This window comes from Saccharomonospora glauca K62, assembly GCF_000243395.2.
Lineage (GTDB): Bacteria > Actinomycetota > Actinomycetes > Mycobacteriales > Pseudonocardiaceae > Saccharomonospora > Saccharomonospora glauca.
On sequence record NZ_CM001484.1, the window covers coordinates 2869092 to 2894946 of the forward strand.

At 69.0% G+C, this 25855-nt stretch carries 25 protein-coding genes; 7 read left to right on the forward strand and 18 right to left on the reverse strand.

What is annotated here, in order from left to right:
• Positions 1 to 87 precede the first annotated feature (87 nt).
• Positions 88 to 684, reverse strand: coding sequence for a DUF5134 domain-containing protein (locus SACGLDRAFT_RS13380; RefSeq protein WP_005465314.1), 597 nt, complete (start codon positions 682 to 684; stop codon positions 88 to 90).
• A gap of 172 nt (positions 685 to 856) precedes the next feature.
• Here SACGLDRAFT_RS13380 and SACGLDRAFT_RS13385 point away from each other — a divergent pair, with 172 nt between their 5' ends.
• Positions 857 to 2095, forward strand: a complete 1239-nt coding sequence (locus SACGLDRAFT_RS13385; RefSeq protein WP_005465316.1) for an alpha/beta hydrolase — start codon at positions 857 to 859, stop codon at positions 2093 to 2095.
• Positions 2096 to 2137: 42 nt separating this feature from the next.
• Here SACGLDRAFT_RS13385 and SACGLDRAFT_RS13390 read toward each other — a convergent pair whose 3' ends face one another.
• The 7 genes from SACGLDRAFT_RS13390 to SACGLDRAFT_RS13420 form a co-directional block, all read right to left on the reverse strand.
• On the reverse strand, positions 2138 to 3127 hold the full coding sequence (locus tag SACGLDRAFT_RS13390) for a TIGR03557 family F420-dependent LLM class oxidoreductase (protein ID WP_005465318.1): 990 nt from the start codon (positions 3125 to 3127) through the stop codon (positions 2138 to 2140).
• A 44-nt stretch (positions 3128 to 3171) separates the two neighbouring features.
• On the reverse strand, positions 3172 to 4002 hold the full coding sequence (locus SACGLDRAFT_RS13395; protein WP_005465319.1) for an LLM class F420-dependent oxidoreductase: 831 nt from the start codon (positions 4000 to 4002) through the stop codon (positions 3172 to 3174).
• A 41-nt stretch (positions 4003 to 4043) separates the two neighbouring features.
• Entirely contained in the window at positions 4044 to 7280 is a 3237-nt protein-coding gene (icmF, locus tag SACGLDRAFT_RS13400) for a fused isobutyryl-CoA mutase/GTPase IcmF (RefSeq protein WP_005465320.1), read from the reverse strand.
• A gap of 78 nt (positions 7281 to 7358) precedes the next feature.
• Positions 7359 to 7973: a GTP-binding protein gene (locus SACGLDRAFT_RS13405; RefSeq protein ID WP_005465321.1), complete on the reverse strand. Its 615-nt coding sequence runs from the start codon at positions 7971 to 7973 to the stop codon at positions 7359 to 7361.
• On the reverse strand, positions 7954 to 8331 hold the full coding sequence (locus SACGLDRAFT_RS13410) for a DUF742 domain-containing protein (protein WP_040919977.1): 378 nt from the start codon (positions 8329 to 8331) through the stop codon (positions 7954 to 7956). The genes SACGLDRAFT_RS13405 and SACGLDRAFT_RS13410 overlap by 20 nt, the downstream gene beginning before the upstream one ends.
• A gap of 151 nt (positions 8332 to 8482) precedes the next feature.
• Positions 8483 to 8935: a roadblock/LC7 domain-containing protein gene (locus tag SACGLDRAFT_RS13415; RefSeq protein WP_005465325.1), complete on the reverse strand. Its 453-nt coding sequence runs from the start codon at positions 8933 to 8935 to the stop codon at positions 8483 to 8485.
• The gene (locus SACGLDRAFT_RS13420; RefSeq protein WP_005465327.1) at positions 8932 to 12381 is read right to left on the reverse strand and encodes a sensor histidine kinase; all 3450 of its coding nucleotides are present in this window, start codon (positions 12379 to 12381) and stop codon (positions 8932 to 8934) included. Before SACGLDRAFT_RS13420 ends, SACGLDRAFT_RS13415 begins: the two co-directional genes overlap by 4 nt.
• Before the next feature lie 606 nt (positions 12382 to 12987).
• On the opposite strand from SACGLDRAFT_RS13420, the gene SACGLDRAFT_RS13425 reads away from it, so the two are divergent.
• From SACGLDRAFT_RS13425 to SACGLDRAFT_RS13435, 3 genes are read left to right on the forward strand one after another with little or no spacing between them, the layout of a single operon-like run.
• Positions 12988 to 14157, forward strand: coding sequence for a type III PLP-dependent enzyme (locus SACGLDRAFT_RS13425; RefSeq protein WP_040919044.1), 1170 nt, complete (start codon positions 12988 to 12990; stop codon positions 14155 to 14157).
• Positions 14147 to 14536: an adenosylmethionine decarboxylase gene (speD, locus tag SACGLDRAFT_RS13430; RefSeq protein WP_005465331.1), complete on the forward strand. Its 390-nt coding sequence runs from the start codon at positions 14147 to 14149 to the stop codon at positions 14534 to 14536. Before SACGLDRAFT_RS13425 ends, speD begins: the two co-directional genes overlap by 11 nt.
• Positions 14537 to 15400: a spermidine synthase gene (locus SACGLDRAFT_RS13435; protein WP_005465333.1), complete on the forward strand. Its 864-nt coding sequence runs from the start codon at positions 14537 to 14539 to the stop codon at positions 15398 to 15400.
• Here SACGLDRAFT_RS13435 and SACGLDRAFT_RS13440 read toward each other — a convergent pair.
• The 7 genes from SACGLDRAFT_RS13440 to SACGLDRAFT_RS13465 form a co-directional block, all read right to left on the reverse strand.
• A complete protein-coding gene (locus SACGLDRAFT_RS13440; protein WP_005465335.1) occupies positions 15378 to 15722 on the reverse strand; it encodes a DUF3817 domain-containing protein in 345 nt (114 codons plus the stop codon). The two genes, SACGLDRAFT_RS13435 and SACGLDRAFT_RS13440, sit on opposite strands and share 23 nt — an antisense overlap.
• Before the next feature lies 1 nt (position 15723).
• Positions 15724 to 16146: a hypothetical protein gene (locus SACGLDRAFT_RS13445; protein ID WP_005465336.1), complete on the reverse strand. Its 423-nt coding sequence runs from the start codon at positions 16144 to 16146 to the stop codon at positions 15724 to 15726.
• A gap of 75 nt (positions 16147 to 16221) precedes the next feature.
• A complete protein-coding gene (locus tag SACGLDRAFT_RS13450; protein ID WP_005465337.1) occupies positions 16222 to 17097 on the reverse strand; it encodes a lytic transglycosylase domain-containing protein in 876 nt (291 codons plus the stop codon).
• A gap of 128 nt (positions 17098 to 17225) precedes the next feature.
• Positions 17226 to 17720, reverse strand: a complete 495-nt coding sequence (locus tag SACGLDRAFT_RS13455; RefSeq protein WP_005465338.1) for a hypothetical protein — start codon at positions 17718 to 17720, stop codon at positions 17226 to 17228.
• Between the two features lie 317 nt (positions 17721 to 18037).
• Complete coding sequence (locus SACGLDRAFT_RS22520) at positions 18038 to 18205, reverse strand: hypothetical protein (protein WP_005457706.1); 168 nt, start codon at positions 18203 to 18205, stop codon at positions 18038 to 18040.
• Positions 18206 to 18418: 213 nt separating this feature from the next.
• Positions 18419 to 19567, reverse strand: a complete 1149-nt coding sequence (locus SACGLDRAFT_RS13460; RefSeq protein WP_005465340.1) for a CaiB/BaiF CoA transferase family protein — start codon at positions 19565 to 19567, stop codon at positions 18419 to 18421.
• Positions 19568 to 19601: 34 nt separating this feature from the next.
• The gene (locus tag SACGLDRAFT_RS13465) at positions 19602 to 20753 is read right to left on the reverse strand and encodes an acyl-CoA dehydrogenase family protein (RefSeq protein WP_005465341.1); all 1152 of its coding nucleotides are present in this window, start codon (positions 20751 to 20753) and stop codon (positions 19602 to 19604) included.
• 97 nt (positions 20754 to 20850) lie between these two features.
• Here SACGLDRAFT_RS13465 and SACGLDRAFT_RS13470 point away from each other — a divergent pair, with 97 nt between their 5' ends.
• Positions 20851 to 21453 (forward strand): TetR/AcrR family transcriptional regulator, encoded by a 603-nt coding sequence (locus SACGLDRAFT_RS13470; protein ID WP_005465342.1) that lies wholly within the window; start codon positions 20851 to 20853, stop codon positions 21451 to 21453.
• Between the two features lie 92 nt (positions 21454 to 21545).
• Positions 21546 to 23153 carry a succinic semialdehyde dehydrogenase gene (locus SACGLDRAFT_RS13475; RefSeq protein WP_005465343.1) on the forward strand — a complete coding sequence of 536 codons (1608 nt, stop codon included), beginning with the start codon at positions 21546 to 21548 and terminating at the stop codon, positions 23151 to 23153.
• A gap of 93 nt (positions 23154 to 23246) precedes the next feature.
• Here the strand turns inward: SACGLDRAFT_RS13475 and SACGLDRAFT_RS13480 are convergent, their stop codons facing one another.
• On the reverse strand, positions 23247 to 23456 hold the full coding sequence (locus SACGLDRAFT_RS13480) for a DUF397 domain-containing protein (protein ID WP_005465344.1): 210 nt from the start codon (positions 23454 to 23456) through the stop codon (positions 23247 to 23249).
• Between the two features lie 37 nt (positions 23457 to 23493).
• A complete protein-coding gene (locus tag SACGLDRAFT_RS13485; RefSeq protein WP_005465345.1) occupies positions 23494 to 24345 on the reverse strand; it encodes a helix-turn-helix domain-containing protein in 852 nt (283 codons plus the stop codon).
• Positions 24346 to 24585: 240 nt separating this feature from the next.
• On the opposite strand from SACGLDRAFT_RS13485, the gene SACGLDRAFT_RS13490 reads away from it, so the two are divergent.
• Positions 24586 to 24909 carry a hypothetical protein gene (locus SACGLDRAFT_RS13490; protein WP_232283962.1) on the forward strand — a complete coding sequence of 108 codons (324 nt, stop codon included), beginning with the start codon at positions 24586 to 24588 and terminating at the stop codon, positions 24907 to 24909.
• Between the two features lie 15 nt (positions 24910 to 24924).
• Here SACGLDRAFT_RS13490 and tesB read toward each other — a convergent pair whose 3' ends face one another.
• Complete coding sequence (tesB, locus tag SACGLDRAFT_RS13495) at positions 24925 to 25830, reverse strand: acyl-CoA thioesterase II (RefSeq protein ID WP_005465347.1); 906 nt, start codon at positions 25828 to 25830, stop codon at positions 24925 to 24927.
• Positions 25831 to 25855: the final 25 nt, after the last annotated feature.

The window sequence follows — 25855 nt, forward strand, 5'->3', positions numbered from 1 at the left end:
TCCGTTCACATCGGATACTCCCGACACCATCGCGGCCGAGGACGCCCCGACGCAACCATGAGTTCCTCACGAGCGCGGTGGCGGCTCTCACCCCACCAGTCCGACGGCGAACAACCCGGCCATCCCGGCGCTCATGACGGTCCGGCACACCGACCTCGACACCGCGCCCTCGGGTGGGGAAGCAGCACCGCGGCGCGTCCGGGCGACGTGCCGCACACTCACCGCCGTGTCCACCGCGAAGTAGAGCACGCACGCGAAGGCCACGGCGGGCAGCGCGAACGTGCCCGTGACGTCCTCACCCACCATGACGGGCCACACGCTGTGCCCGGCATCGCCGTGCGGCATCGCCGCGAACATGTACACCATCGCGGCGGCGCTCACCGCGTGGTGGAAGTCGCAGCGCCGACACACGCCCCGCGTGGACCGCTCCCGTAGTCCGGCGGCGAAGAACCAGCACGCCGAGAGCACGAACAGGGCCTGCCAACCCGCCACGGGCACGGGGAAGCCGACCGGTGACACCATCGCCACCATCGCCAGGGCCATGAGCAGCCCCGCGACATCCGCCTGCCGGACCCCCGGCCCGAGTCCGGTGTAGTCGAGCCGCACCAGCCTCGACACGCACGGCTGCACCAGCAACGCGAATACGGCGGTCACCGCCCAGGCAGCAGCCGTCGGAACGCCCATCGACGCCTCCCGTGCGACAGGGGACCGGGCCCGCGCCCGGCGAACGACCACACCGTGTCACCCGGAGGCGTGATCCAAAAGCGGTCAGCCAGGTGAAAGAACGGCGAGATTCTCGTACGCACAGTGCGCGCGAGCGGTTCGCGCGGCGCTCGGGCTCGTAGTCTTGAGCTCCATGCGCCTGTCGTTTCGGGCTCGTCGCGTCGTTCAGCTCGCGCTCACGGTCAACGCCCTCCGTCCCCTGCGCGGGCCCCACTGGGGCTTCCCGGCGTTCGTCACGGGGTGGCTCACCTCGGAGTTGGCTCCGCACCTGCTGGCCCTCACCCTCACCGACACGGCCGCGCACCTGGCACGGCGCGGGATGCGCGACGCCGATCGCGCGGGGCTGGCGGCCGCCGCACTGTCCACCGTCGGTCTCGGCTCGCTGATCGCCTCGGCGAGACGGGCCGAGGGCGTGGTGGAGCGGGCGCTCGTCGACACGCTCGGCCCCGGCTACACCGACGGGCTGCGTCCTCCGCTGGCGCCCTCCGACCTGGCCACGCCGTGGGGGCAGTTGGTGTTGCCGTTCCGGCTGAGGCACCCGGACGTCCGCACCGACCGCGACATCGCCTACTTCCAGGGCGGCAAGAGGTTCCTGCTCGACGTCTACCGGCCGCGGGAACCGGGATCGGGGCGGCCGGTCCTGCTCCAGGTGCACGGTGGGGCGTGGATCTCCGGGAACAAGGAGCAGCAGGGGGTCCCGCTCATGCTGCACATGGCGGCGCGGGGCTGGGTGTGCGTGGCGATCAACTACCCGCTTTCCCCCTCCGCCCGCTGGCCGCAGCACATCGTGGCGGCCAAACGCGCGCTGGCGTGGGTGCGTACCTCCATCGCCGACTACGGCGGGGACCCGTCGTTCGTGGCCGCCACGGGCGGTTCGGCGGGCGGCCACCTCGCCGCGCTCCTGGCGCTCAGCCCGAACGACCCGGCGTTCCAACCGGGGTTCGAGGAGATCGACACGCGCGTGCAGGCGTGCGTGCCGCACTACGGGGTGTACGACTTCGCGGCCACCACCGGCTCGCCCGCGAGCCGGGCGCGACTGCGGTACCTGCTCGCGCGCTACGTCGTCGGCACGGACCCGAGGCTGTCGTCGAAGGATTATCTCGCGGCCTCACCCCTGGAGCGGATCGGGCCCTCGGCTCCTCCGTTCTTTGTGATCCACGGCGAGAACGACACGCTCGTGCCCGTCCGGGAGGCCAGGGAATTCGTGCGACGGCTGCGCGAGGTGTCGTCCCGTCCGGTGGTCTACGCGGAGATTCCCGGCGCCCAGCACGCGTTCGACCTCTTCCCGTCGATCCGCAGCGCGCACGTGGTGCGGGGCGTCCAGCGATTTCTCGACTGGGTGTACGCGCACCGGGACACCGTCACGATCTGACATCGGGCGACGCCGGCCGATGTCAGATCCCACAGTGGACGGTCAGGCCTTCAGCTTGGGAAGGACCTCCCGGCCGAAGACCTCCAGCCACTCCTTCTGGTTACGCCCGACGTTGTGCACGTAGATGCGGGTGAACCCGGCGTCGATGAAACGCTGCAGCGACGCGCGGTGCACATCGGGATCGGAGGAGATCACCATGCGGCCCTCGAAGTCCTCGCGACGCACGAGCTTGGCCATCTGCTCGAAGTCGAACGGCGAGCGGATGTCGGCCTTGGGGAACTTCATCCCACCGTTGGGCCACTGCTCCAGCGCGTTACGCCACGCCTCCTCGTCGGTGGCGGCCCACGACAGGTGCACCTGCAGCAGCTTCGGCATGCTGTCGGGGTCCTTGCCCGCCTTGCGCGCTCCCTTGGAGAAGTTGTCGAGGATGCCGGCGAGCTTCTCCAGCGACGCACCCGGCGTGATCAGCCCGTCGGCGAGTTCGCCGGTCTTGCGGGAGGTGTACGGGCCCGCCGACGCGATGTAGATCGGCGGCGGGGTGTCCGGCATCGTCCACAAGCGAGTCCGGTGCAGCTTGAAGAACTCCCCGTTGTGCTTGACGTCCTCGCCGGTGAACAGCTTCCGGATGATCTCGAGTGCTTCGAACATGCGACGCACTCGTTCGGGCGCCTCGGGCCAGTAGCCGCCGATGACGTGTTCGTTCAGCGCCTCACCGGAGCCGAGACCGAGCCAGGTACGGCCCGGATACGTCGCCTCGAGCGTGGCCGCCGCCTGGGCCACCAGCGCCGGGTGCTGCCGGAACGACGGGCACGTCACACCCGGCCCCAGGTCACCGGTGGTGTTCTCGGCCAGGGAGGCGAGCACGCTCCACACGAACGACGCCTGTCCCTGCGCGGGCACCCAGGGCTGGAAGTGATCGGCGGCCATCTGCCCCGAGAACCCGTGTTGTTCGGCCAACGCGGCCAGTTCGATGGCTTCGCGCGGCGAGAACTGCTCCAGTGCCGCCGCGATCCCGATCTGCACGTCACCCACGTGATCTCCCCTCGTCACGAACTTGAAGCCTCACCGTTTCGAACCTACCCGCCGTATCGCTGGGCCAAAGCCGCCAACTCGTCGAGCAGGGACAGCGTCTCCGACTCGGGCAGGGTCGGCAGATCGAACGTCACCCGTTCCACCCCCAGCTCGGCCCAGGCCTCGACCTGGGAGGAGTCCCGACCGGCGGCGAAGACACTCACGGGAACGTCGGGGCGTCCTCGCTCCGCCAGCCACGCGAGCCCGCGGCGGACCTCCTCGGGATCGACGTTCCCCCTCGGCATCCAGCCGTCCCCGTGGTCGGCCAACCGCGCGAGCGCGGCGGGGCTCTCACCGCCGATGTAGATCGGGGGATGCGGGTCGCTCACCGGCTTGGGCCAGGCGTAGATCGGGTCGAAGTCGATGTACTGGCCGTGGAACTCCGCCCGCTCGGCGGTCCAGATGGCCTTCAGCGCTTGGAGTTGTTCGTTGAGCAACGCTCCTCGGGTCCGAGGGTCGGTGCCGTGGTTGCGCATCTCCTCGCGGTTCCAGCCCACGCCGACACCCAACACGAACCGCCCGCCCGAGATCAAGTCGAGGCTCGCCGCCTCCTTGGCGGTGTGGATTACGTCGCGCTGGATCAACAGCGCGACCCCGGTCCCCAGCAGCAGCGTGTCGGTGACGGCCGCCGCGGCGCTCAACGCCACGAACGGGTCGAGCGTGCGGTAGTACTTGCGCGGCAGCTCCCCGCCGGAGAACGGCGTCTGGCGACTCACGGGGATGTGCGAGTGCTCCGCGAGAAACAGGGAGTCGAAGCCGCGTTCCTCTAAGGCTTTGGCGAGCGTGGTCGGCCGGATGCCTTCGTCCGTCACGAACGTCGCGATTCCGAACTTCATGTCACCGGCCAACCACGCCCGGCCCCCGTTTGTTCCCGACGCTACACGTTCCGGCGATACTGCCCGCCGACCTCGAAGAAGGCTTGGGTGATCTGCCCGAGCGAGCACACGCGCGCGGCGTCCATCAACACGGCGAAGACGTTCTCCCCGTTCGCCGCCGCCTCGCGCAACCGGGCCAACGCCCGCGGGGCTTCCTCCCGGTGCCGCTCGTGGAACTCGGCGAGCCGCCGCAGTTGCGACTGCTTCTCCTCCTCAGTGGCCCTGGCGAGCTCGACCTCCACCTCGTCGTCCTCGGGGTGGGGGTTGCGGAACATGTTGACCCCGACGATCGGCAGCGAGCCGTCGTGCTTGAGCCGCTCGTAGAGCATCGACTCGTCCTGGATCTTGCCCCGCTGGTACCCGGTCTCCATCGCGCCGAGCACGCCACCGCGTTCGGTGATGCGCTCGAACTCGGTCAGCACGGCCTCCTCGACCAGGTCGGTGAGTTCGTCGATGATGAACGAGCCCTGCAACGGGTTCTCGTTCTTCGACAGTCCCCACTCCTTGTTGATGATCATCTGGATGGCCAGCGCGCGCCGCACCGAGTTCTCCGTGGGCGTGGTGATGGCCTCGTCGTAGGCGTTGGTGTGCAACGAGTTCGCGTTGTCGTACAGCGCGCACAGCGCCTGCAACGTGGTGCGGATGTCGTTGAAGCTCATCTCCTGCGCGTGCAGCGACCGACCGGAGGTCTGCACGTGGTATTTGAGCTTCTGCGACCGTTCGTTGGCGCCGTAGCGGTCGCGCATGGCGATGGCCCAGATCCGACGGGCCACCCGGCCCAGCACCGAGTACTCCGCGTCCATGCCGTTGGAGAAGAAGAACGACAGGTTGGGCGCGAAGTCGTCGATGTGCATGCCGCGCGCCAGGTACGACTCCACGTAGGTGAAGCCGTTGGCGAGCGTGAAGGCGAGCTGCGTGATCGGGTTCGCCCCGGCCTCGGCGATGTGGTAGCCCGAGATCGACACCGAGTAGAAGTTGCGGACCCCGTTGGCGATGAACCACTCCTGGATGTCCGCCATCATCCTCAGTGAGAACTCGGTGGAGAAGATGCAGGTGTTCTGCCCCTGGTCCTCCTTGAGGATGTCGGCCTGCACGGTGCCGCGGACCTGTCGCAGCGTCCACGCCCGGATCTCGGCGGCCTCGTCCTCGGTGGGTTCGCGGCCGTGTTCGGCGCGGAAGGCGTCCATCCGCTGGTCGATGGCCGTGTTGAGGAAGAACGCCAGGATGGTGGGCGCCGGCCCGTTGATGGTCATCGACACCGAGGTGGTGGGCGCGGTGAGGTCGAAGCCGTCGTAGAGCGCCTTCATGTCGTCCAGCGTCGCGATGGATACACCGGAGGTGCCGACCTTGCCGTAGATGTCCGGACGCGTGTCGGGGTCCCACCCGTAGAGCGTCACCGAGTCGAACGCCGTGGACAGACGCTTGGCCTCGGAGTCGGCCGACAGGTACTTGAACCGGCGGTTGGTGCGGAAGGCGTCGCCCTCTCCTGCGAACATCCGCGCCGGGTCCTCACCCTCCCGTTTGAACGGGAACACCCCCGCCGTGAACGGGAAGTAGCCGGGCAGGTTCTCCCGGCGGAGGAACGACAGCAGCTCACCGGGGTCGGTGTAGCGCGGCAGGGCGACCCTGGGGATGCGGTTGCCCGACAGCGTCTCCCGCCACAGCGAGGTGCGGATCTCCTTGTCCCGCACGGTGAAGGAGAGTTCCTCGCCGCGGTAGCGCTCGGCCAGCTCGTTCCAGTTGTCCAACAGCGCGGTGGTCTCCGCGTCGACCTCCGCCTCGGCCTTGGCCAGCAGCCGGTCGAGGTCGTCGGTGGAGGCGTTCTCGGCGGCCAACGCGTCCCGTGCGGCCGCGAGCTGGGCCCGCTTCCGCACGGCCTCCACCTGGTCGCGGGTGCGCTTGTGGTACCGGCGCACCGTGTCGGCGATCTCGGCGAGGTAGCGGGTGCGGTTGCCGGGGATGACGACGCTGGTGTCGGTGGACACCTTGCCCTCGACCTTCGGCAGGATCCCGGCCGAGACCGACAGGCCGCTGTCGGCGAGGAGGTCGCGCAGGTGCTGGTACAGCGCCGTCACGCCGTCGTCGTTGAACTTCGCGGCGCTCGTCCCGAAGACCGGCATGTCCTCGGGCGGGGTTTTGAACTGCTCGCGGTTGCGCACCATCTGGCGCGCCACGTCCCGGCGGGCGTCCTCCGCGCCCCGGCGCTCGAACTTGTTGATGGCCACCACGTCGGCGAAGTCGAGCATGTCGATCTTCTCCAGCTGCGACGCGGCGCCGAACTCGGGCGTCATGACGTACAGCGTGTGGTCGACGTGGTCCACGATGCCCGCGTCGCCCTGCCCGATGCCGGGGGTCTCGACGATCACCAGGTCGTAGCCCGCGGCCTTGCACGCCGCCACCGCGTCGTCGAGCCCCGTCGGGATCTCCGAGCCCGCGCCGCGAGTGGCCAGCGAGCGGAAGTACACCCGGTCCCCGGTGAGGCTGTTCATGCGGATGCGGTCGCCCAGCAGGGCCCCTCCGCCCCGGCGCCGGGTGGGGTCGACGGCCAGGACGGCGATCCGCAGCTTGTCCTCCTGGTCGAGCCGGAAGCGCCGGATCAGCTCGTCGGTCAGCGAGGACTTCCCCGAACCACCCGTACCCGTGATGCCGAGCACCGGGACGGTCCGTGCCGAGGCCGCCTCGGCGATGGCCGTCCGCCAGCTCTCGAGCAGGACGCCGCTCTGCAATCGCGTGATGGTCCGCGCGAGCGTGGGGACGTCGCCGGACAGCAGGGCGTCCACCGAGCCGGTCTGCTCGGCGGCCAGGTCCACGTCGCACTCCCGGACCATCAGGTTGACCATGCCCGGAAGACCGAGTTCGAGGCCGTCGTCGGGTGAGAAGATCCGCGCGACCCCTCGGGAGTGCAGCAACTCGATCTCGTCGCGCACGATGACACCGCCGCCACCGCCGTAGACGCGGATGTGGCCCGCACCGCGTTCCCGCAGCAGGTCCACAAGGTAGGTGAAGTACTCGACGTGCCCGCCCTGGTAGGCACTGATGGCAACACCTTGGACGTCCTCCGAGATGGCGGCCGTCACCACCTCGTCGACCGACCGGTTGTGCCCGAGATGCACCACCTCGACACCCTGTGACTGCAGGATGCGCCGCATGATGTTGATCGACGCGTCGTGACCGTCGAACAGGCTCGCGGCGGTCACGAACCGGACTGGGTGCACGGGGCGATGAAGTTCGGAGGTCATGCCTCCAAAATACTTGGACTTCCTACTTTCTTGAACCCAAGTGAGACAGTGACGCGGACCTCACGACACCGAATCGGTTCAGGAAGCGGAGTTCGCCGCCCGCAACGCGATCCACTGCCGCATGGCGTACTCCACCAACGTGATGAGCGTTTGCTTCGTGGATTCCCGGTCGCGGGCGTCGCAACGCACGATCGGGATGCTCTGGTCGATGGACAGCGCCTCGCGGACGTCGTCCAGGTCGTGGTGCAGGATCCCGTCGAAGGTGTTCACGCCGACGATGTAGGGCAGGCCGCGGTCCTCGAAGAAGTCCACGGGCGCGAACGAGTCGGCGAGTCGCCGGGTATCCGTGAGCACCACCGCACCGATGGCGCCCCGTACGAGGTCGTCCCACATGAACCAGAACCTCTGCTGCCCCGGCGTACCGAACAGGTACAGGATGAGGTCCTCGTCCAGGGAGACCCGACCGAAGTCCATGGCGACGGTCGTGGTCGCCTTGTTCGGCGTCGCCTCCAGATCGTCGATGCCGGTGCTCGCATCGGTCATCATCGCCTCGGTGGTCAGCGGGACGATTTCGGACACCGAACCGACGAACGTCGTCTTGCCGGCGCCAAACCCACCCGCCACGACGATCTTCGCAGACGTCATCGTCTTCGGCGCGGCTTCGCGCGGTGCCTTAAAGCCGGCGGAGTCCACTCAACACCCTTTCCATCAACTTCAGGTGCGCCTCGGCGCCTTCGTCACCGGAGACGGTCCTGTGCACGGTGACCAGTCCCGCATCCGCCGCATCGCTGATCAGCACCCGAGCCACGCCCAGTGGAACCCGGAGCCGAGAAGCGATCTCCGCGACCGACTGCGGGGTACGACATTCTTCCATGATCACCTGGAGCTCGATCTGGTCGGGCACCGCGAGGAGCGCCGCGGTCCGGGTCGAGACCAATGTCTCCAGCTCCAGGTGGTAGTTCGCCTTGGTCCGGCCGCCGGTAAGGGCGTAGGGACGGACGAACCCGGTCTCCTCCGTCGTCGGCTCCAACGGGAAAGCTTCGACTGCCACAGGCTGCTCCTTGGTGCTCGTTCCGTTCTCGCCGTGTCCGTACTCCGACCACTCACACTCGGAACCTCGAAAGCCCCGGCCCGTTCCTCCGGGCGCCGTCGCGGCGTCCGGCTCGTCGCGGGGGGTCGGAGGCCCCGGGGTCATCGCGCGGTCATCCCACCGGCTCGCCGATCCGTGGTCCGCCCGATCCCTGGAGCTGGGCTCGAAGCTCCGGCGTCAGGAGCTGCCCGACTCGCTCGACCAGCAGCGTCATCTCGTACGCGACCTGGCCGATGTCACAGTTCGGAGCGGCCAGCACCGCCAGGCACGACCCTCCGCTGATCGACATGAGCACCATGGTCCCGAGTTCCATCTCGACGACGGTCTCGGTCACCGCTCCCGCCTCGAAGCACCGCGCCGCTCCCTGAGTGAGACTGACCAAGCCGGACGCCACCGCTGCGAGCTGGTCGGCGCGGTCGAGCGGCAGCCGGTTCGACGACGTCAACAGCAGACCGTCGGCCGACACCACCACAGCGTGCGCGACACCCGGCACCCGTTCGGCGAAGTCGTTCACCAACCATCCGAACTGGTTCTGCTGAGGCGCAGAGCGATCCGACACGGTCATTCACCCTCCAGTCTTTCGTCTGCGTTGTCGGCCTCACTCGCGGTGTGATGCCGACCTCTGCGGACTCCCTGTTGAAAGCTCGCCAGCCTCCCTCGCACGTCGGCAGGGTCTCTCGGCAGCCTGCGACGCGGTTCGGCCTGCCCCTCGGGGGCCGCGCTGCCGGGAAGCAGCCTCTCCCCACGCTGCCGTCGAGGCAAACCGGCCGCCGTGTAGCTCGTCGGCTCCGCACGGGAGACCTCTTCGACCGTTTTCCACCGTTCGTCGACCGCGAAAGCCCAGCTCGTGCCGCTTTTCTCGGAGGACCGCGAGTCCGCCGAATCCCCTTTCTGCCCCTTCTCGACAGTGCCGGACGAATCGGTGGAAGGTCGTGATGCGTCGGTGAACAGCCCCCCGGAGCTCCCCACGACATCGGTGGTCTCGGTGGCACCGGGCTCCTCCGGCGTGGCCCCCGGCCGGGAGTCCTTCGAGTGCTGCGCCGACTCCGAGCCGGTGCCGGAGGTCGCCTCGCCGTCCGACATCTCGCCCCTGCGGTGTCGACGACCACGCGTCACGCCCTGTTGGAAACTGCTGAGCCTGCCGAGCACGTCGGCCGGGTCGCGCGGGCGACGCGGCAGCTCGCGCGAGGATTCGGCCTCGCTGCCCGCCGGGGCGGCGCTGCCGGGCAACAGTCGTTCCCCACGCCGCCGTCGAGGCAGCCCCGCGTCGGTGTACTCGGAGGGAGCCTGCCGCTGCGAGACCTCCTGCACGGTCTTGAAGGTCTGGTCGGCGGCGAACTTCCAGTCGTGACTCTCCTCCGGCGGTGCACTACCCACCGCGTCGGTGACCTTGCGGAACCACGCCGACACCATCTCGTCGAAGATCGGCGTCGTCTCGGCGTTCTCCACGGCCGCCTTCCGCGCCCTGCGCTGCTCCTCCGTGGAGTTACCCGCGCTGTTCTCGGTGACGGCGGCACTCCACCAGTCGCTCACCGCCGTGCTGTTGGCCTCGAACAGCTTGCTGCCCGACAGCGACTCGCCCGAGTCCGCGCCTCGCCGCCGGTCGGCTTCCCTCCGGAGCTGTTCGGCCGCCTGAGCCTCGGAGGGCCACGCCGGGCCGGCCTCGGTGGATTCGGTCCCGGAGGCGGCTCCGTCCGCGGCGGAAGCCTCCTGAGAGGCACGGGAGGACTGCGAGGTCTGAGAAGACTGCGAGGGTGTCCGGCCGGAGGTGGCGCCGTCCCAGCCCGGAGGCGTGAACAACGCGGTTCCGGTCAGCTCCTTGTCGCTCCGCGTGGGCGTGGCCGCGCCGTCGCCGCCCGGCGTGGTCGTGCGCGCCGCCGCGCTGCCGCCCGGCTTCCTCCGCGGCAGCGGACCTCCCGGCGTGTCCAGCATGCCCGCCGGAGCCGGGTTTCGCGGCGCCGCGTCCGTGGCACTTTCCTCGGACTGCCGCGAGGTGGTCGGCTCGGCGAGATCCCTGGCCGCGGGCTCCGGCATCGGGTACGGGGCGTGCTCGTCCGTCACCAACTCGGCCGGAACGGTCACGGTGGCTCTGACGCCCACGATGTCCTTGCCACCGTGCAGTTCCACGCCGAAGCCGTGCCGCTTGGCGAGCCGACCCACCACGAACAGCCCCATGCGCCGCGAGGTGGTGAGGTCGATCGAGCTCGCCTCGGACAACCTCTCGTTGGCCTCGGCGATCTCGTGCTCGTTCATGCCGATGCCCTTGTCGAGGATGTCGATGGACAACGACGCGTCGTCGAGCTGCCGCACGGCCACGGTCACCTGGGTCTCGGGCGCGGAGAACGCGGTGGCGTTGTCGAGCAGCTCCGCGACGAGCCGGATCAAATCGCCCGCCGCGTAACCGACCACGCTCACCGATGGCGGCGTGCGGACCACCACGCGCTGGTACTGCTCGATCTCGGACACCGCGGCCCGCAGCACGTCGGTGGCGCTCACCGGCTGTCCCGACCGGCGTGCGGGCTCGGCACCGGAGAGCACCATGAGGTTCTCGTTGTTGCGGCGCATCCGCGTGGCCAGGTGATCGAGTTGGAACAGCGTGGCGAGCTGGTCGGCGTCCTCCTCATCCCGCTCCAGTCGTTCGATGAGCTGGAGCTGGCGTTGCACGAGGCTCTGGCTGCGGCGGGAGAGGTTGACGAACACGGACGCGTATCCGGCGCGCATACTCGCCTGTTCGGCGGCCAGGCGCAACGCCTCGCTGTGCACGACGTCGAACGCCCTGGCCACCTCACCAATCTCGTCGCGGGTGTCGATCGGGACGGGGTTGATCTCCGTGTCGTCGGTGTGGCCTTCCTGGATCGCCTGCACGGCCTCGGGCAGTTCGTGCTGGGCGACTTCGAGCGCGGTGGTCCGCAGCACCTTGAGTGAACGCAAAAGCTGCCGCGCGATGAGGAACACGACCAACGCGGCGAGCACGAACGCGACGAACAACGCCACGGCCAGCATCGCGACGCCGGTGCTCGCGTCGTCGGCCAGCGTGCCGGTGCCCCCGGTCAGCTCCTCGCCCAGCCGGTCGGCGAGCTCGCCCATCGCCGTGAACACGGCCGTGCCGGTCTCGGCCCACTCGTCGGCGTTCGTGGACGACAGCAGCTCACTGCCCGCGTCCTGGCTCGACAGCAAGGCGCTGACGACCCGGTTGTACTCGTCGAACGCCGGTCCCCGCACCGTCTCGTCGTAGAGGGCGCGCTGCGCCTCCGTGGCGGCGGCGGAGAACTCCGCGAGCCGGTCGGCTCGCCGGACGTCGGAGGTGCGGACGTCGTTGAACTCGCTGGGCGTCAGCCCGAAGGCGATGCCGTGGGTGACGAGGGCCTGGTGGACCGAGACCTCCTCGCGGGCCACGAGCAGGTTGTGCACCGCGTCGGCGGTGGCGGCGAGACCGTCCGCCCTGATGCCGCTGGCCACCGCGGTGTCGACCTCCAGCAGCGCCGCCGTGACGGCCCGGTACTCCTCGACGGCCTTGACGGCGTTCACCTGCCCGCTGGAGATCCGTTCACGGATCCCCTCCAGTGCCCCGAGTTGCTCGTCGAGCCCACCGCGGACGGCCGAGAGCCGGTCGCCCGCCGCGGCCACGGCCTCGGTCAGCGGGGCCCGCGCGCGGTCCACGGCGCCGCGGGCCCGGCTCAGCTCGTCGGAGTCGAGACCGCTGCCCTCGGTCAGCGCGGCGGCGGTGAGGGTGCGCTCCCGCTGGATCGCGTCGAGCAGGGTGCGGGTCGCGGCCCCGACGTCGGCGAGCTGCCGCTGGGCGTCGTACTGGTTCGCACGGGAGATCTGGCCGACGAGTGTGGCCGCGCCCAGCACCACCGCGATGACGATCGGGATGAGGGTGACCGCCCCGAGCTTGAGCGGGAGGTTCCAGTCACGCCAACGCAGGGCCGCACGCCAGCGGGAACGAGGGCGGTCCTCCTCGCCGAGGAGCTCGCCCACCGCGACCTGGCCATCCGACGCAACCTTCACGAAGGTGACTCCTCCTCCGGCTCGCCCACTGTCATCACGGTGTGCGCGGCCGTCCCACCTGACGCGCGCCCAGCGCTCGTCGTACGGATGGGCGCCGCTGCTTCGTCGTTCGTCGTTCCGCGCCTTGTGCCGTCCGCTCGTACCGATCCACCGGCCACGGCAGCACGTCACGTACCAACAGACGTACCCTCCGTGACGCCCGTCGGCCGCGCCGGGGCGGGAGTCGGTCGGGTGGACCGAGCCTAACACCACGCACCGGCCCCTTGATCTTGGTCGCGATCATGCCTTTGACCTGCGAAAACATCCAATAAAACGGATCATGAGGCGATTCGGGGTCACAAACGGCGCCGCGGCGGTCGCAGTCCGATTACGGGTTTCACCGGTTCGAGGCGGTAAAGCCTCACCCACACAGCCGATGCGAAATCCTCGTTGTCACTCTTTCGGCTCAGCCGAGCAGGATTCTCAGTGGAACGCGTGGTGGCAAGTTTGCACGATCTTGTGGCCCGCACCGGAACACGAAAGAACAAAACACCCGCCGAGATCCGGGCCTCCCGCGGCCTCGGCGGCGGTCCGGCCCCGCCCCGGAGCCTCCTACCCTCGGTAACCGTGAACGACACGGTCACCCGCATCCGCGCCTTCCTCGACACGCACCGACCTCCGACCCCGTGCCTCGTGGTGGACGTCGACACCGTGGTCGACCGCTACCGACGACTCCGGGAAACGTTTTCGGGGGCCCGCGTGCAGTACGCGGTGAAGGCGAACCCGCACCCCGCGGTGCTCCGAGCACTCGTGGCCGAGGGCGCCGCGTTCGACGTGGCCAGCCCCGGCGAGATCGACCTCTGCCTGGCCGTCGGGGCCGAGCCCGGCGCGCTGTCCTACGGCAACACGATCAAGAAACCGTCCGACATCGCCCACGCCCACGCGGCGGGCGTCCGGGAGTACACCTTCGACGCCGAGAGCGACGTGGACAACCTCGCCCGGCACGCGCCGGGAGCCCAGGTGTCGGCACGAGTGCTCGTGCAGGACGGCCCCGACTCGGTCACCCCGTTCGGCCACAAGTTCGGCTGCCACGCCGACGAGGCCGTCCGACTGCTGCTGCGCGCGGCGGAACGGGGCCTGGACCCCGTCGGCGTCAGCTTCCACGTGGGCTCGCAACAGCTCACCCCCGACGCCTGGGACGTGGCGGTCTCCTCGGCCGCGAAGGTGTTCACGGCCGTCGCCGAACACGGCGTGGCCCTGCGCCGCCTCAACGTCGGCGGGGGCTTCGGCATCTCGTACCGCGACCCCGCACCCGCCATGAGCGCGTACGCCGAGGCCGTCACCTCCGCCGTGCGCACCCACTTCGCGCACCCGCCCGAGCTGGTGTGCGAGCCGGGACGCGCCGTGGTCGCCGAGGCGGGCCTCATCCGCAGCGAGGTCGTCGTCGTGTCGCGCAAGCTCCCCACGGACCCGCACCGGTGGGTGTACCTCGACGTCGGCCGCTACAACGGTCTGGCCGAGACCGAGAACGAGGCGATCGCCTATCGGCTCGATGTCGTGGGCTCGCACTCACAAGAAGACGGCCCTGTGATCATCGCCGGACCGACGTGCGATGGTGACGACGTGCTCTACCGAAGGACGCCGTACCGGCTGCCGCTGTCGCTACGAGCCGGCGACGTGATCGACATCCTCGCGGCCGGCGCGTACACGGCGAGCTACTCGTCGGTGGCGTTCAACGGGATCGAGCCCTTGCGTACGTACTGCATTTCCGAAGGGAGGCTGATCAGTGCCGAGTGAGTTCGTGCCGGTTGGCGTGTTCTCCGGCAAGCACGTCCTCGCGGAGCTGGACGGGATCGACCCGCGGCTGCTCGACGACGAGGAGTTCCTGCGTACCACTTTGGAGAGCACACTGACCGACGCCGGCGCGACGGTGTGCGACGTCATCACCCACCGCTTCGAACCCCAGGGCGTGACCGTGCTGGCGATGCTGGCGGAGTCACACGCGTCCCTTCACACCTATCCGGAGATCGGGGCCATGTTCGTCGACGTCTTCACCTGCGGCGAGCGGGCCGATCCGGAACTCGCCGTGCGCCTGCTGGCGGCCGCGCTCGGCACCGAGCCCGAGTCCATGTCCACGATCAGCCGAGGTCGACGGCCCGCGAAAGTGGGGAAGTAGATGAGCACACGAATCGTCGAGCCGATGAGCGAGGGACTCACCCGCGTCTGGGAGGTCCCCGAGGTGATTCTCGACACTCACACCGCCTACCAACACGTGGTGATCGGCCGCACGGCCCAGGGCGTCTCGCTGTTCTGCGACAACGAACGCCAGAGCACCGAGGCCAGCCAGCTGGTCTATCACGAGGCGCTCATGGTGCCGCCGATGCTGCTCGCCGACTCGGTCGAGCGGGTACTGATCATCGGGTCCAGCGAGGGGGTCGCCAGCCAGCTCGCCGTCGCGTACGGCGCGCGAGAGGTCGACCACGTCGACATCGACGCCGAGACCGTCCGGGCGTGCGCCCGGCACTTGCCCTACGGCTACACCCCCGAGGAGCTGGTCGCGGCCGAGCGAGGTGACGGTCCCGTCCGCGTCCACTACCGCGACGGTTGGGACTTCTTGTCCACCGCGACGGGCGGGTACGACGTCGTGGTGATCGACCTTCCCGACGAGAACACCGATCCGCAGGCTCAGCACAACCGGCTCTACGGCAAGGACTTCCTGCGCCGCTGCGCGAACGTCCTGGCGCCGGGCGGGGTGGTCTGCTGCCAGGCGGGGTGTCCCACGCTGTGGCGCAACGACACACTGATCACCGCGTGGGAACGCTTCAACGAGATCTTCGACACGGTCGTCTACTTCGGCTCCGACGAGCACGAGTGGGCGTTCCTGTCGGGACGCCCAAACGCGCGAAGCGCCCCGGTCGAAGCGATGACCGAGGCGCTCGCGAGGTCGGCCTACCGGCCGGAGTCCATCGACGCCGACACGCTGCGGGGCTGCACCGTGCCGCCGCGTTCGGTCCGTCTCAAAGCTTCCGGCCCTCGCTGACCCTGCGGGTCACGGCCCGCTCGGCGACGAAGGAGAAGAAGGGCACGCATCCGGCGAGCAGCACGCCGATCGTGCCCTTCACCGACCAGCGGGCCTTCAACGCCAGGTCCACCGCCAGCACCAGGTACACCATGTAGATCACGCCGTGGATGGGCGAGTACACGGCCGAGGGCGTCGGGTTGTCGAATCCGTAACGGATCACCATGACCACGACCAGCCCGAGCAGACCGAGACCCGTGACGAAGGCCGCGATCCGGAATCGCCGCAGCGGCTTGCTCAGATCGGCTTTCGTGGTCGTCTCGTCCCGCGCGGTCGTCACCATGTCAGTTCCTCTCCTGCTCACGGGCATTCAGTTGCGCCAGGTAGGCGTTGTACTCCGCCAACGCCGCGTCCTCCTCGTCCATCAGCTCGTCCGGGACCGGGGGCTTCGCGGGCGTGGGGGCGACTCGTCGAGGGGTCGGCACCGACGTGGTGCGCGCCCGCTCCCGCGAGCCGACGGGGGGCTCGGTCGCCTCGTCCCTCGCCGCGGCCTGCCTGCGCAGCCTGGTCATCCGCCAGACCATGAAGGCGGGGAACAGCCCGAACAGCGGCCACTGGAGCACGTAACCGAGGTTCTGGAAACTGCCGCCCGCGGACGTGAATCGCTCCCACTGCCACCACGCCAAGCCGCAGCAGACGACGAGACTCAGCAGACACCCGCAGACGATGAGCAGCTTGCGCTGGACCGTGGAGCGACGATCGGACACGTCTTCGACGCTAGCATTCCCCCGGACACGGGCGACGGCTTGCCCGTTTTCGTCCGGATTGTCCGTCCGGGTTCGTCACCGCTCGTCGGTGCCGCCGAGTTCGGCCAACACCGGCCGAGCGAGATCGGCGTAGTGCTCGGCGAGCGCGAACACCTTGCGCCCGTACTCCACGGAGTGGTTGTACGACAACACACCGTCCCACCAGCCCTCGCCGGTGGTCAGGTCCCGGCCGTGCGAACACAGGTAGAAGGCGGCGGACAACGCGGCGTCATCGATCTGCTGCGGGTCCGCCCTGCCGTCGCCGGAGGCGTCCACCCCGACCCGCGCCCAGGTGCTCGGGATGAACTGCATGGGCCCCACGGCCCGGTCGTAGTCGGGGTCACCGTCGAGCGCGCCACCGTCGGTGTCGGCGACCACCTTCACCCCCGGTGCGCCGTCGAGCGCAATCCCGACGATCGGCGGTGACGGCCGCCCGTCCTCGCCGAGCACCGCCCCGCCGTAGCGTCCGTGGTCCGACTCCACCCGGCCGATCCCGGCCAGGGTGGTCCACGTCAACCCACACCCCGGCAACTCCTCATCGACGATCAGCTCGGCGTTGCCGTAGGCCCGCAGGGCGCGGGCGGGGACACCGACGGCGGGAGCGAGGTGAGCGGCCCACTCGTCGAGTGTCGTGATCCGGGGACCGCCGTCCTCGCGCCGCGGTCCCGTGTCGCTGTCGCGGTCCGGCGCCTCGCTTCCCGGCTCGACGTCGGCGGGCTCGATGCCCAACGCGGGAATGCCGGTGCTCGTCGGTCCCGCCGGGGGCCGCATGGTCGTGGCCACGGCCCAGACTCCGCCGACGCCGACCGCGAACACCGCCGCGAGGACGAGGAGACGGGTGAACACGGGGCGCCGGAGACCGGCGGGAGACGGCGAGGTGGGCGCATCGGGGGTCACATCGGGTTCAGCCACCGACGCACCTTTCCTCCGAGCGCGTGCGCCTCGCGCACGTGAGGGAGGGAACCGGCATGAAGCCGCACTGTATCCGGTTGCTGGCAGACAGACAACGACATGCCGGGATCACGGCACGTCGGGAAAACTCAGCCGGCGGCGTCCCGCCGCTGCCGGGAGAGCCGGGCGACGCACCACGCCGGTGCGCTGCCACGACGCAGGTGTTCGAGTACGGTCAGTGGTCCGAGTCTGCGAGAGAGGTCGGAGGGGGTCAGTCCGGCGGCGCGGTAGTCGAGGGCCCGTTGGTCGAGCGGGCTGACACCCGCGTCCCACCAGGCCTCGGCCTCTTCGACGTCGCCCACCATCTGCCACCAGCCCGCCGCGGCGGCCAGCAGGTCGAGCGGCGCGTCCGGAAGCCGCTTGCGCATGGCCTCCACGAAGCTGGGGTCCGCCAGGTCCACGGGTGCCCACCTGGTCGTACCCGATCCTCTGCGCTGCCCCGGAATGCCGGGCGTGCGCACTTCGCTCCGGGGAATCTCCGCCAACCAAGCCGAGGCGATGCGATGGACTTCCTTGTCCTCCTCGCTCTCCTCGCGTTCCGCCGCCCACTGCCGAATCACCGCGTCAACTCCGGGATCTCGCATCCCTGCCTCCTTCGCAACGCACTGCCGTGGTGCCTCAAGGACTGGTCGAACCACCGTCTGCGGATTTCGAAGCGTGATTTTGTGGGTACTGCGTGTCACGCAATGTGAGCACCGTAGGAGAGCCCACCGACAGTCGGGAAGAGGTCAGCGGTGGCGGATTTCGGTGACCTGTGACTTCAGTGCCGTAATCCACCCGTTTGCCGCAGCGAAACGGCCGGAATCCACTTGATGATCACAATCCGTGATCACGTTGGGAGCGCAGCACGACATCCGGCACCGGGCGTGTGCCGAGTGCCGGACATCGTGGCGAAATGGGGTCAGGTGAACAGGCTCTGGAAGAAGGTGATGATGGCTTCCGCACCGTCCTGCAACCAGGCCAACGCCGAACGCACGGCGTCCGCCGACTCCGTGGGGCGCGAGATCAGTAGGAACAGCACGAGCGCTACGACGCCAAAGATGAGGATTTTCTTCAGTCCCGGCGACATGAATCCCACCCGTTCCGTCTCGTCACGGTCTCACCGCGTTCCACGCGAACGCATCCTTTGGCACCGCGCCTCCGGCTTCCTCATCATGCCTGATCACCTGACGACACGAGGGTCAATCACGCGATGGAGGCACGACAAACGCTCGCACCGGACACCCGACTGTAGGAGATCACCGGCATCGACCGGGAGAACAACACGCCGCCGAGCGAAGATTCAGACAATGGCCCCGGCATCGCGCAACGATCGGATGCCGTCGCCGTCGTATCCCAGCTCCCGCAACACCTCGACGGTGTCCGAACCACGTTCGTGCGGTGGCTGCGGCACGTCCGGTGGAGTCCGGTCGAACTTCGGGCCCGGCGCCGGTTGCGTCACCCCGTCGATGTCGACGAACGTGCCTCTCGCGACGTTGTGCGGATGGTGCGGTGCCTCCCACGGCGAGAGGACGGGCGTCAGACACGCGTCCGTGCCCTCGGCCCTCGCCACGAGTTCGTCGCGAGTGTGCTTGCCGATGGCCTCGGCCAGGAGCTCCCGCAGGCGAGGCCACTGGGTGCGGTCCAGGCGGGGCGGCACCGTCTCCGGGTCGAGTTCCAAAACCTCGACCAACGCGGCGAAGAACTTCTCCTCGATCGCGCCCACCGCGACGTAACGACCGTCGGCGGTCTCGTACGTGTCGTAGAACGGCGCACCGCCGTCGAGGAGGTTCTCCCCGCGCTCCCCGTCCCACAGGCCACTGGCCCTCAGACCGAACAGGTGCGTGGTGAGCAACGCGGAACCGTCCACCATCGACGCGTCGACGACCTGGCCCTTGCCCGACGTCTGGCGTTCGAACAGCGCCGCCAGCACCCCCATCGCCAGGTACATACCACCGCCGCCGAAATCGGCGAGGAAGTTCACCGGCGGCACGGGGCGCTCCCCCCGCCTGCCGATCGGGTGCAGCGCCCCGGACAGGCCGATGTAGTTGATGTCGTGTCCGGCCGTGCGCGCCAGCGGCCCGTCCTGTCCCCACCCGGTGATCCGGCCGTAGACGACGCGGGGATTACGCGCGTGGACCTGCTCGGGGCCGAGTCCCATGCGTTCGGTCACCCCCGGTCGGAAGCCCTCCACGAACACGTCGGCGCGCTCGACGAGCCTCAGCACGATCTCCACGCCCTCGGGCGTTTTGGTGTTGACCCCGATCGTCCTGCGACCACGCAGCAGCGGGTCCCGTGGCATGGCGAGCACGTCCTCGCCGCCCACCCGCTCCACCCGCACGACCTCGGCGCCGAGGTCGGCCAGCACCGTGCAGGCGAACGGGGCCGGCGCGAGGCCGGCCAGTTCGACCACCTTCAGCCCGCTCAGTGGTCCGGACTTCTTCGCGTTCACGAATCCTGCCTTCCTGATCGCCGCTTCGACGGACTCACAGCGTCCGGGAGATGATGTCCTTCATGATCTCGTTCGTGCCGCCGAAGATGCGGGAGACACGAACGTCGGCCCACGCGCGGGCGATCGGGTACTCGGTCATGTAGCCGTAGCCGCCGAAGAGCTGCACGCAGTCGTCGACGACCTTGTTGACCCGCTCGGTGCTCCACAACTTGACCATGGCCGCGTCCCGCACGTCGAGCTCTCCTCGCAGGTGCCGTTCGATGCACTGGTCGAGGAACGCCCTGGCGACGGCCACCTCGGTGGCGGCCTCGGCGAGCGTGTACTTGGTGTTCTGGAACCCGAACAGCGGACGACCGAACGCGGTGCGTTCCTTGGTGTAGGCGAGGGTCTGCTCGACGGCGCTCTCCATGCCCGCGACCGCGGTGATCGCGATGATCAGCCGCTCCTGCGGCAGTTGTTGCATGAGCTGGACGAAGCCCTGCCCCTCCTCGCCGCCGAGCAGGTTCTCCACGGGCACCCGCACGTCGTCGAAGAACAACTCGGCGGTGTCCTGGCCGTGCATTCCCACCTTGTCGAGCACGCGACCGCGCCGGAAACCGGGCGTGGAGGTCTCCACCACGAGCAGGGACACTCCCTTGGCCCCGGCCTCGGGGTCGGTTTTGACCGCCACCACGACGAGGTCGGCGAGTCCGCCGTTGGTGATGAACGTCTTGGCGCCGTTGACGACGTAGTGGTCGCCGTCCCTCACCGCCCTGGTGGAGATGGCCTGCAGGTCCGACCCGGTGCCCGGTTCGGTCATCGCGATCGCGCCGACATACTCGCCACTGGCGAGCTTGGGCAGCCACTCGCGCTTCTTCTCCTCGGAGGCGTAGGCGAGCAGGTAGTGCGCCACGATGCCGTTGTGCACGGTGACGCCCCAGGCGCTGTCGCCGGCCCGCGCCTGTTCCTCGTACAGCACGGCCTCGTGGGCGAACGTGCCGCCGCCACCGCCGTAGGCCTCGGGTATGGACAACGCGAGCAGGCCCACCTCGCCCGCCTTCGTCCACACCTCCCTGTCGACGTGCTTCTGCCGGGCCCACCGCTGCTGGTGCGGTACGAGTTCGTTCCGACAGAAGGTCCGGGCGAGGTCGCGAACCTCGTCCAGTTCCTCGGTCATCCACGACGATCGTGGGATCTGCAGCGGCACCGGTGCACCTCCCGGTAAAAAAAACATTACGACCGTAAGGTAAGTTCCGTACGGAATGTACGGCACCACCGTCGTCCGGTAAAGGAGTCGCGCGACCATGCCGGAACGCCGCCATCGCACCCAGGCCGAACGCAGAGCCCACACCCGAGCCGCCCTGCTCAACGCCACGATCACGTGCCTGGTGGAACTCGGTTACGCCCGCACCTCCGTGCAGGAGATCTGCGCGCGGGCCGGGGTGTCGAAAGGCGCGGCCCAACACCACTTCGCCGACAAGGCCGAGTTGATGGCCGCCGCCGTGGAACACCTCACGACGCGCCTGGCCGAACGCAACACCCCCGACGCGACCGAGCTTCCGGCGGGTCCGGAACGCGTGGCCGCACTGGTGGACCTGTTGTGGCGGTCGTACTCGGGAACGCTCGCGATCGCGGCGATGGAACTGTGGATCGCCGCGCGCACCGACCCGTCACTCGCGACGGCGATGCGCCCCGTCGACAAAGCACTCGGCCGGTCTACATTGGATCGAATCGCGGAGTTGGTTCCCGACGTCCCGCGCCGACGCCTGGAGACGATCTTCTGGCTCACCGTCAACCTCGCCCGAGGCCTGGCACTCGACGCCGAGCTCGGGGGCGATCCGCGGCGACGCGAGCGGTTGCTGGCCGAGTGGAAGCGCGTCGCCACCGCGCTCTACTCCGAAACCTGAGCGCCGGACGTGGTGCACTTTTTCCCGTACCGACGGTATGCTTCCCACCACCAGGGCTACTCTCCAGTAACAGGGCGGTTCACGGAGGTGTCATGACCAGCTCGCTCACGGTGGTGGGCCAGAACCACGAGCCCGCGACGATCGGAGGGATCGTCGGCGCTCCCCCCTCGGCACGAGCGGAGGCTCTCGTCGCCCGAGCGGTGACCGGCCCCGGCGCGGAGTCGGTGACGATGGCCGCCCCGTTCACCGGGTTGCGCACCGCCGTCCTGCCCCAGGCGAGCGACGCGCTCACCCGTGCCGCCTTCGCCCGCGCCCGACGAGCGCAGCCGTCGTGGGCCGCCACGGACGTCACGCAGCGGCAACGAATCCTGCTGCGCCTGCACAAGCTCGTCCTCGACCGGCAGCGGGAGGGACTCGACCTCGTCCAGATCGAGTCCGGCAAGGCCCGGCTCGACGCCTTCGACGAGATCAGTGCCACCGCGTTGGTGGCCGACTACTACGGCAGGCACAGCGCGCGACTGCTGGCTCCCCGACGCGCGCCCGGCGCCCTCCCCCTCCTCACCCGTGCCACGCACACCCGGCACCCGCGGGGCGTGGTCGGGATCATCTCGCCTTGGAACTACCCCCTGGCACTGACCGCGATGGACGTGCTGCCCGCCCTCGCCGCGGGCAACACCGTGGTCCAAAAACCCGACAACCAGACGGCGCTGTCGGCGCTGTGGCTGCGGGAACTCGCCGACGAGGCCGGCCTTCCCACCGACGCCTGGCAGATCGTGCTCGGCAGGGGCTCGGTGATCGGCGACGCCATCGTCGAGGAGTCGGACTACGTGTGCTTCACCGGCTCGACCCCCACGGGCAAACGCCTGGCGTCCGCCATCGCCGGCCGCCTCACCGGGTACTCGCTCGAACTCGGCGGCAAGAACCCGATGATCGTGCTGCCGGACGCGGACGTGGCGAAGGCCGCGGCCGGCGCGGTGACGGCGTGCTTCTCGTCGGCGGGGCAGTTGTGCGTGTCGGTGGAACGTATCTACGTCCACGACAGCATCCGCGACCACTTCCTCGCCGAGTTCGCGCGACGCACTCGGGCCCTGCGGCTGGGGGCCTCGCTCGACTACCACGCCGACATGGGGTCGTTGACCACCGAGGAGCAGCTGCGCGCGGTGTCCGCGCACGTCGCCGACGCGCGCGACCACGGCGCCACCGTGGTCACCGGTGGCGAACCCCGCCCCGACATCGGTCCGCTGTTTTTCGAGCCGACCATTCTCACGAACGTTCCCGAGCGGGCCGCCGTGTTCGCCGAGGAGACGTTCGGCCCGGTGGTCTCCGTCTACGGATACACCGACGTCGACGAAGCGGTCGGTAAGGCCAACGAGACCGTCTTCGGACTCAACGCCAGCGTGTGGTCCCGCGACACCCGCCGCGCGCGTGAGATCGCGGCCCGGTTGAAGGCGGGCACCGTCAACGTCAACGAGGGGTACGCGGCCACCTTCGGCACCGTGGGCGTGCCGATGGGCGGCATGAAGGACTCCGGCGTCGGCAGGCGCAATGGCGCCGAGGGCTTGTTGAAGTACACCGAGTCGCAGTCCATCGCCGTCCAGAGAGGACTGCGACTGCGTCCGGCCCGCGGCGTGCCGCCCGCACTGTGGACGGCGGCGTTGACGGCGGGCCTGCGCGTGCTGCGTCGGCTTCCGGGGCGCTGAGCCCTCGGGTGGAGGCTCACTCCCCTTCGGGACGAACTCGCCCCCTCACCCCGCCGCGGAAGACGCGTGAGGGGGCGAGCACACGAGCGATCCTCAGCTCAGATCGAGTTCACCGGCTCGGGCAGCGGCCAAAAGCGCGTCCCACTGAGAGCCCGACAGCGTCAGCATGCCGCCGGAGGGGTTCTTCGAGTCGCGCACGGCGGCACCGTCGGCCGTGAGGGCAACCTCGACGCAGTCGTTGCCGCCGCCGCTGTAGCTGCTCTTGCGCCATTCGAGCCTGGCCAGATCGCTGTCGGCCACCATCCCTAACTCCTTTGTCAGCTCCGGTTGGAGTTCGTTGTCACTTGGCGAACCGTCGCGCCGCGTCGGCGATGGCCTCGACCGAATCGTCCGGCTTGAGCGCGGCGGCCCGCAAATGATCGAACATCAACGTGTACCGGCGCACGTCGGCTTCCAATTCCAGATAGAAGCCTCCGGTGGTGGTGTCCACATAAACCACGTCCGGGTCCGCTAGCTCGGGAAATCCCAGAATCAGAAAGGGGCCTTCCATGCCCGGATGGGCCCCGGCCTCGAAGGGAACAACCTGGACAGTCACGTGAGGAAGCCGCGCAAATTCACACATTTGTGTGAACTGTTCGGCCATCACTTCACGACTGTCCACCACCCGATGGAGTACCGCCTCGTCGATGACCGCCCAGTATTCGGGAGGATTCGGATCGCGCAGCAGGCGCTGCCGCTCCATCCTGGCCGCGACCCGCCGCTCGATCTCGGCCTCCTCCGCGTCGGGCCGCATCGCCCGGATGACCGCGTGCGCGTACCGCTCGGTCTGCAACAAGCCGGGCACCAACAACGCCTGGAACGCCTTGAGAGAGCTGGCGTCGGCCTCCAGGCCCACGAAAGCGCCCGTGAAGACCTCGTTGTACGCGTGCCACCAGCCGCGTTTGCGAGCCTCTCGCGCGAGTTGGACCAGCGCTTCCTGGTCCTCCCCTCGCACGCCGTACAACTCGAGCATGTCGCGGACGTCGCGCGGCGTGACCCCGACGTGCCCCGTCTCGATACGGCTGATCTTGGAAGCCGAGCACTCCAGTTTCTCGCCCACCTCGTCGATGGTGAGAGCGGCCTTCTCCCGGAGCCGGCGCAACTCGCTGGCCAGTCTCCGCCGCCGTACGGTCGGGCCGTGCCCTCGGGTCATGACTGCACCTCCGGTTGATTGATCCGGGCACATCTAACCAGCAAGCGCGATCGGTGAAACCGGCGACAGCGGACGGTGAAGTGGGAATCCCCGATCGATGGACTGCAAATTGCACGAGGGGGTTGTATGCTCGCTCGTGCTCCACGAACGACGAACGAGGTTTCCGTAGAAAACGCGAATCACCGGGAGAGCAGAGTGGTGGCCGGGCGCGATCTCATCGTCACTCCGTTACAGGAGAGCGTGCATCGTAAACTCGACGAAATCACGCACTCGGTACACACGACTTCCCCCGGAATCCGGGGCGAGCTCGACAGTCTCAGCGTCGCGCTGTTGGCGGGCGCGCTCCGCACCGTGCTGGCCGAGCACCAACCCGACGAGAGTGGACACTGCACCCTGTGTCACGGCAGACGGAGGCCGTTCGCACGCAAGCGCGGTCCGCTGCCGTGCCGAGCCTATCTCGCCGCGCAGGTCGCCCTCGTACCCGACGAGCCGGTGACGCCGAGGAGGTCCAAGGGCTCCTCGCGTCACCGGCTCCGGGGGCGCACGGTGTTCTTCCTGTCCTGATCCGCCGGCCGTGCCTCACGGCACGCGGATCAACCCTTCCTGCACGACGGTCGCGATATGAGTGCCGTCGCGGGAGAAGAGCTGCCCCGTCGCCAGCGCACGCGCATTCGACGCCGTGGGCGACATGCTGTCGTACAGGAACCACTCGTCGGCACGGAACGGCCGGTGGAACCACAGCGCGTGGTCGAGACTCGCACCGAACACCCGGTCGAGTCCCCAGTACACCCCGTGCCGCGCGAGCGTGGAGTCCAACAACGTCATGTCCGACGCGTACGTCAGCACGCACACGTGCAGCAGCCGATCGTCGGGAAGCGTGCCGTCGGCGCGCATCCACACCCGGTTCCGGGCGGGACGCTCACCGGTGTCCCGAGTCACCCACGGCGGGTCGTTGACGTAGCGGATGTCTATCGGCCGCGGCTGGGTGCGTGTTCCCAGCGCGTCCTCGTACCCGGCCGCGCGCTCCGCCAGCGTCGGCAACGACTCGGGGTCGGGGACGTCCGGCATCGGCTCCCCGTGCTCCACGCCGGGTTCCTCCACCTGGAACGACGCGGACAGCGAGAAGATCGCCTTGCCGTGTTGGATCGCGACCACACGCCGGGTGGTGAACGACCGCCCGTCGCGGATGCGGTCCACCTCGTAGATGATCGGCACCTTCGGATCGCCGGGCCGGATGAAGTAGGCGTGCAACGAGTGCACGTTGCGTTCCTCCGGAACCGTGCGTCCGGCCGCCACCAGCGCCTGCCCGGCGACCTGCCCACCGAACACCCTGGTGGACGAGTGAGGCGGACTCACCCCCCGGTAGATGTTCTCCTCGATGCGTTCGAGGTCCAACAGGCCGATGAGCCTGTCGAGCACCTGCTGCCCGCCCAGCCCACCGTCGGTGTCCAGCCCCGACGCGGCCTGCTTCGCCAGCTCAGTCATACCAGCGATTGAACACCGCGCCAGG

Coding starts and splice junctions, on each gene's coding strand:
- SACGLDRAFT_RS13380 (WP_005465314.1), bottom strand. CDS start 684: ATGGGCGTTCCGACGGCTGCTGCCTGGGCGGTGACCGCCGTATTCGCG.
- SACGLDRAFT_RS13385 (WP_005465316.1), top strand. CDS start 857: ATGCGCCTGTCGTTTCGGGCTCGTCGCGTCGTTCAGCTCGCGCTCACG.
- SACGLDRAFT_RS13395 (WP_005465319.1), bottom strand. CDS start 4,002: ATGAAGTTCGGAATCGCGACGTTCGTGACGGACGAAGGCATCCGGCCG.
- icmF (WP_005465320.1), bottom strand. CDS start 7,280: ATGACCTCCGAACTTCATCGCCCCGTGCACCCAGTCCGGTTCGTGACC.
- SACGLDRAFT_RS13415 (WP_005465325.1), bottom strand. CDS start 8,935: ATGACCGTGTCGGATCGCTCTGCGCCTCAGCAGAACCAGTTCGGATGG.
- SACGLDRAFT_RS13435 (WP_005465333.1), top strand. CDS start 14,537: ATGAGCACACGAATCGTCGAGCCGATGAGCGAGGGACTCACCCGCGTC.
- SACGLDRAFT_RS13440 (WP_005465335.1), bottom strand. CDS start 15,722: ATGGTGACGACCGCGCGGGACGAGACGACCACGAAAGCCGATCTGAGC.
- SACGLDRAFT_RS13455 (WP_005465338.1), bottom strand. CDS start 17,720: ATGCGAGATCCCGGAGTTGACGCGGTGATTCGGCAGTGGGCGGCGGAA.
- SACGLDRAFT_RS22520 (WP_005457706.1), bottom strand. CDS start 18,205: ATGTCGCCGGGACTGAAGAAAATCCTCATCTTTGGCGTCGTAGCGCTC.
- SACGLDRAFT_RS13470 (WP_005465342.1), top strand. CDS start 20,851: ATGCCGGAACGCCGCCATCGCACCCAGGCCGAACGCAGAGCCCACACC.
- SACGLDRAFT_RS13475 (WP_005465343.1), top strand. CDS start 21,546: ATGACCAGCTCGCTCACGGTGGTGGGCCAGAACCACGAGCCCGCGACG.
- SACGLDRAFT_RS13480 (WP_005465344.1), bottom strand. CDS start 23,456: ATGGTGGCCGACAGCGATCTGGCCAGGCTCGAATGGCGCAAGAGCAGC.
- SACGLDRAFT_RS13485 (WP_005465345.1), bottom strand. CDS start 24,345: ATGACCCGAGGGCACGGCCCGACCGTACGGCGGCGGAGACTGGCCAGC.
- tesB (WP_005465347.1), bottom strand. CDS start 25,830: ATGACTGAGCTGGCGAAGCAGGCCGCGTCGGGGCTGGACACCGACGGT.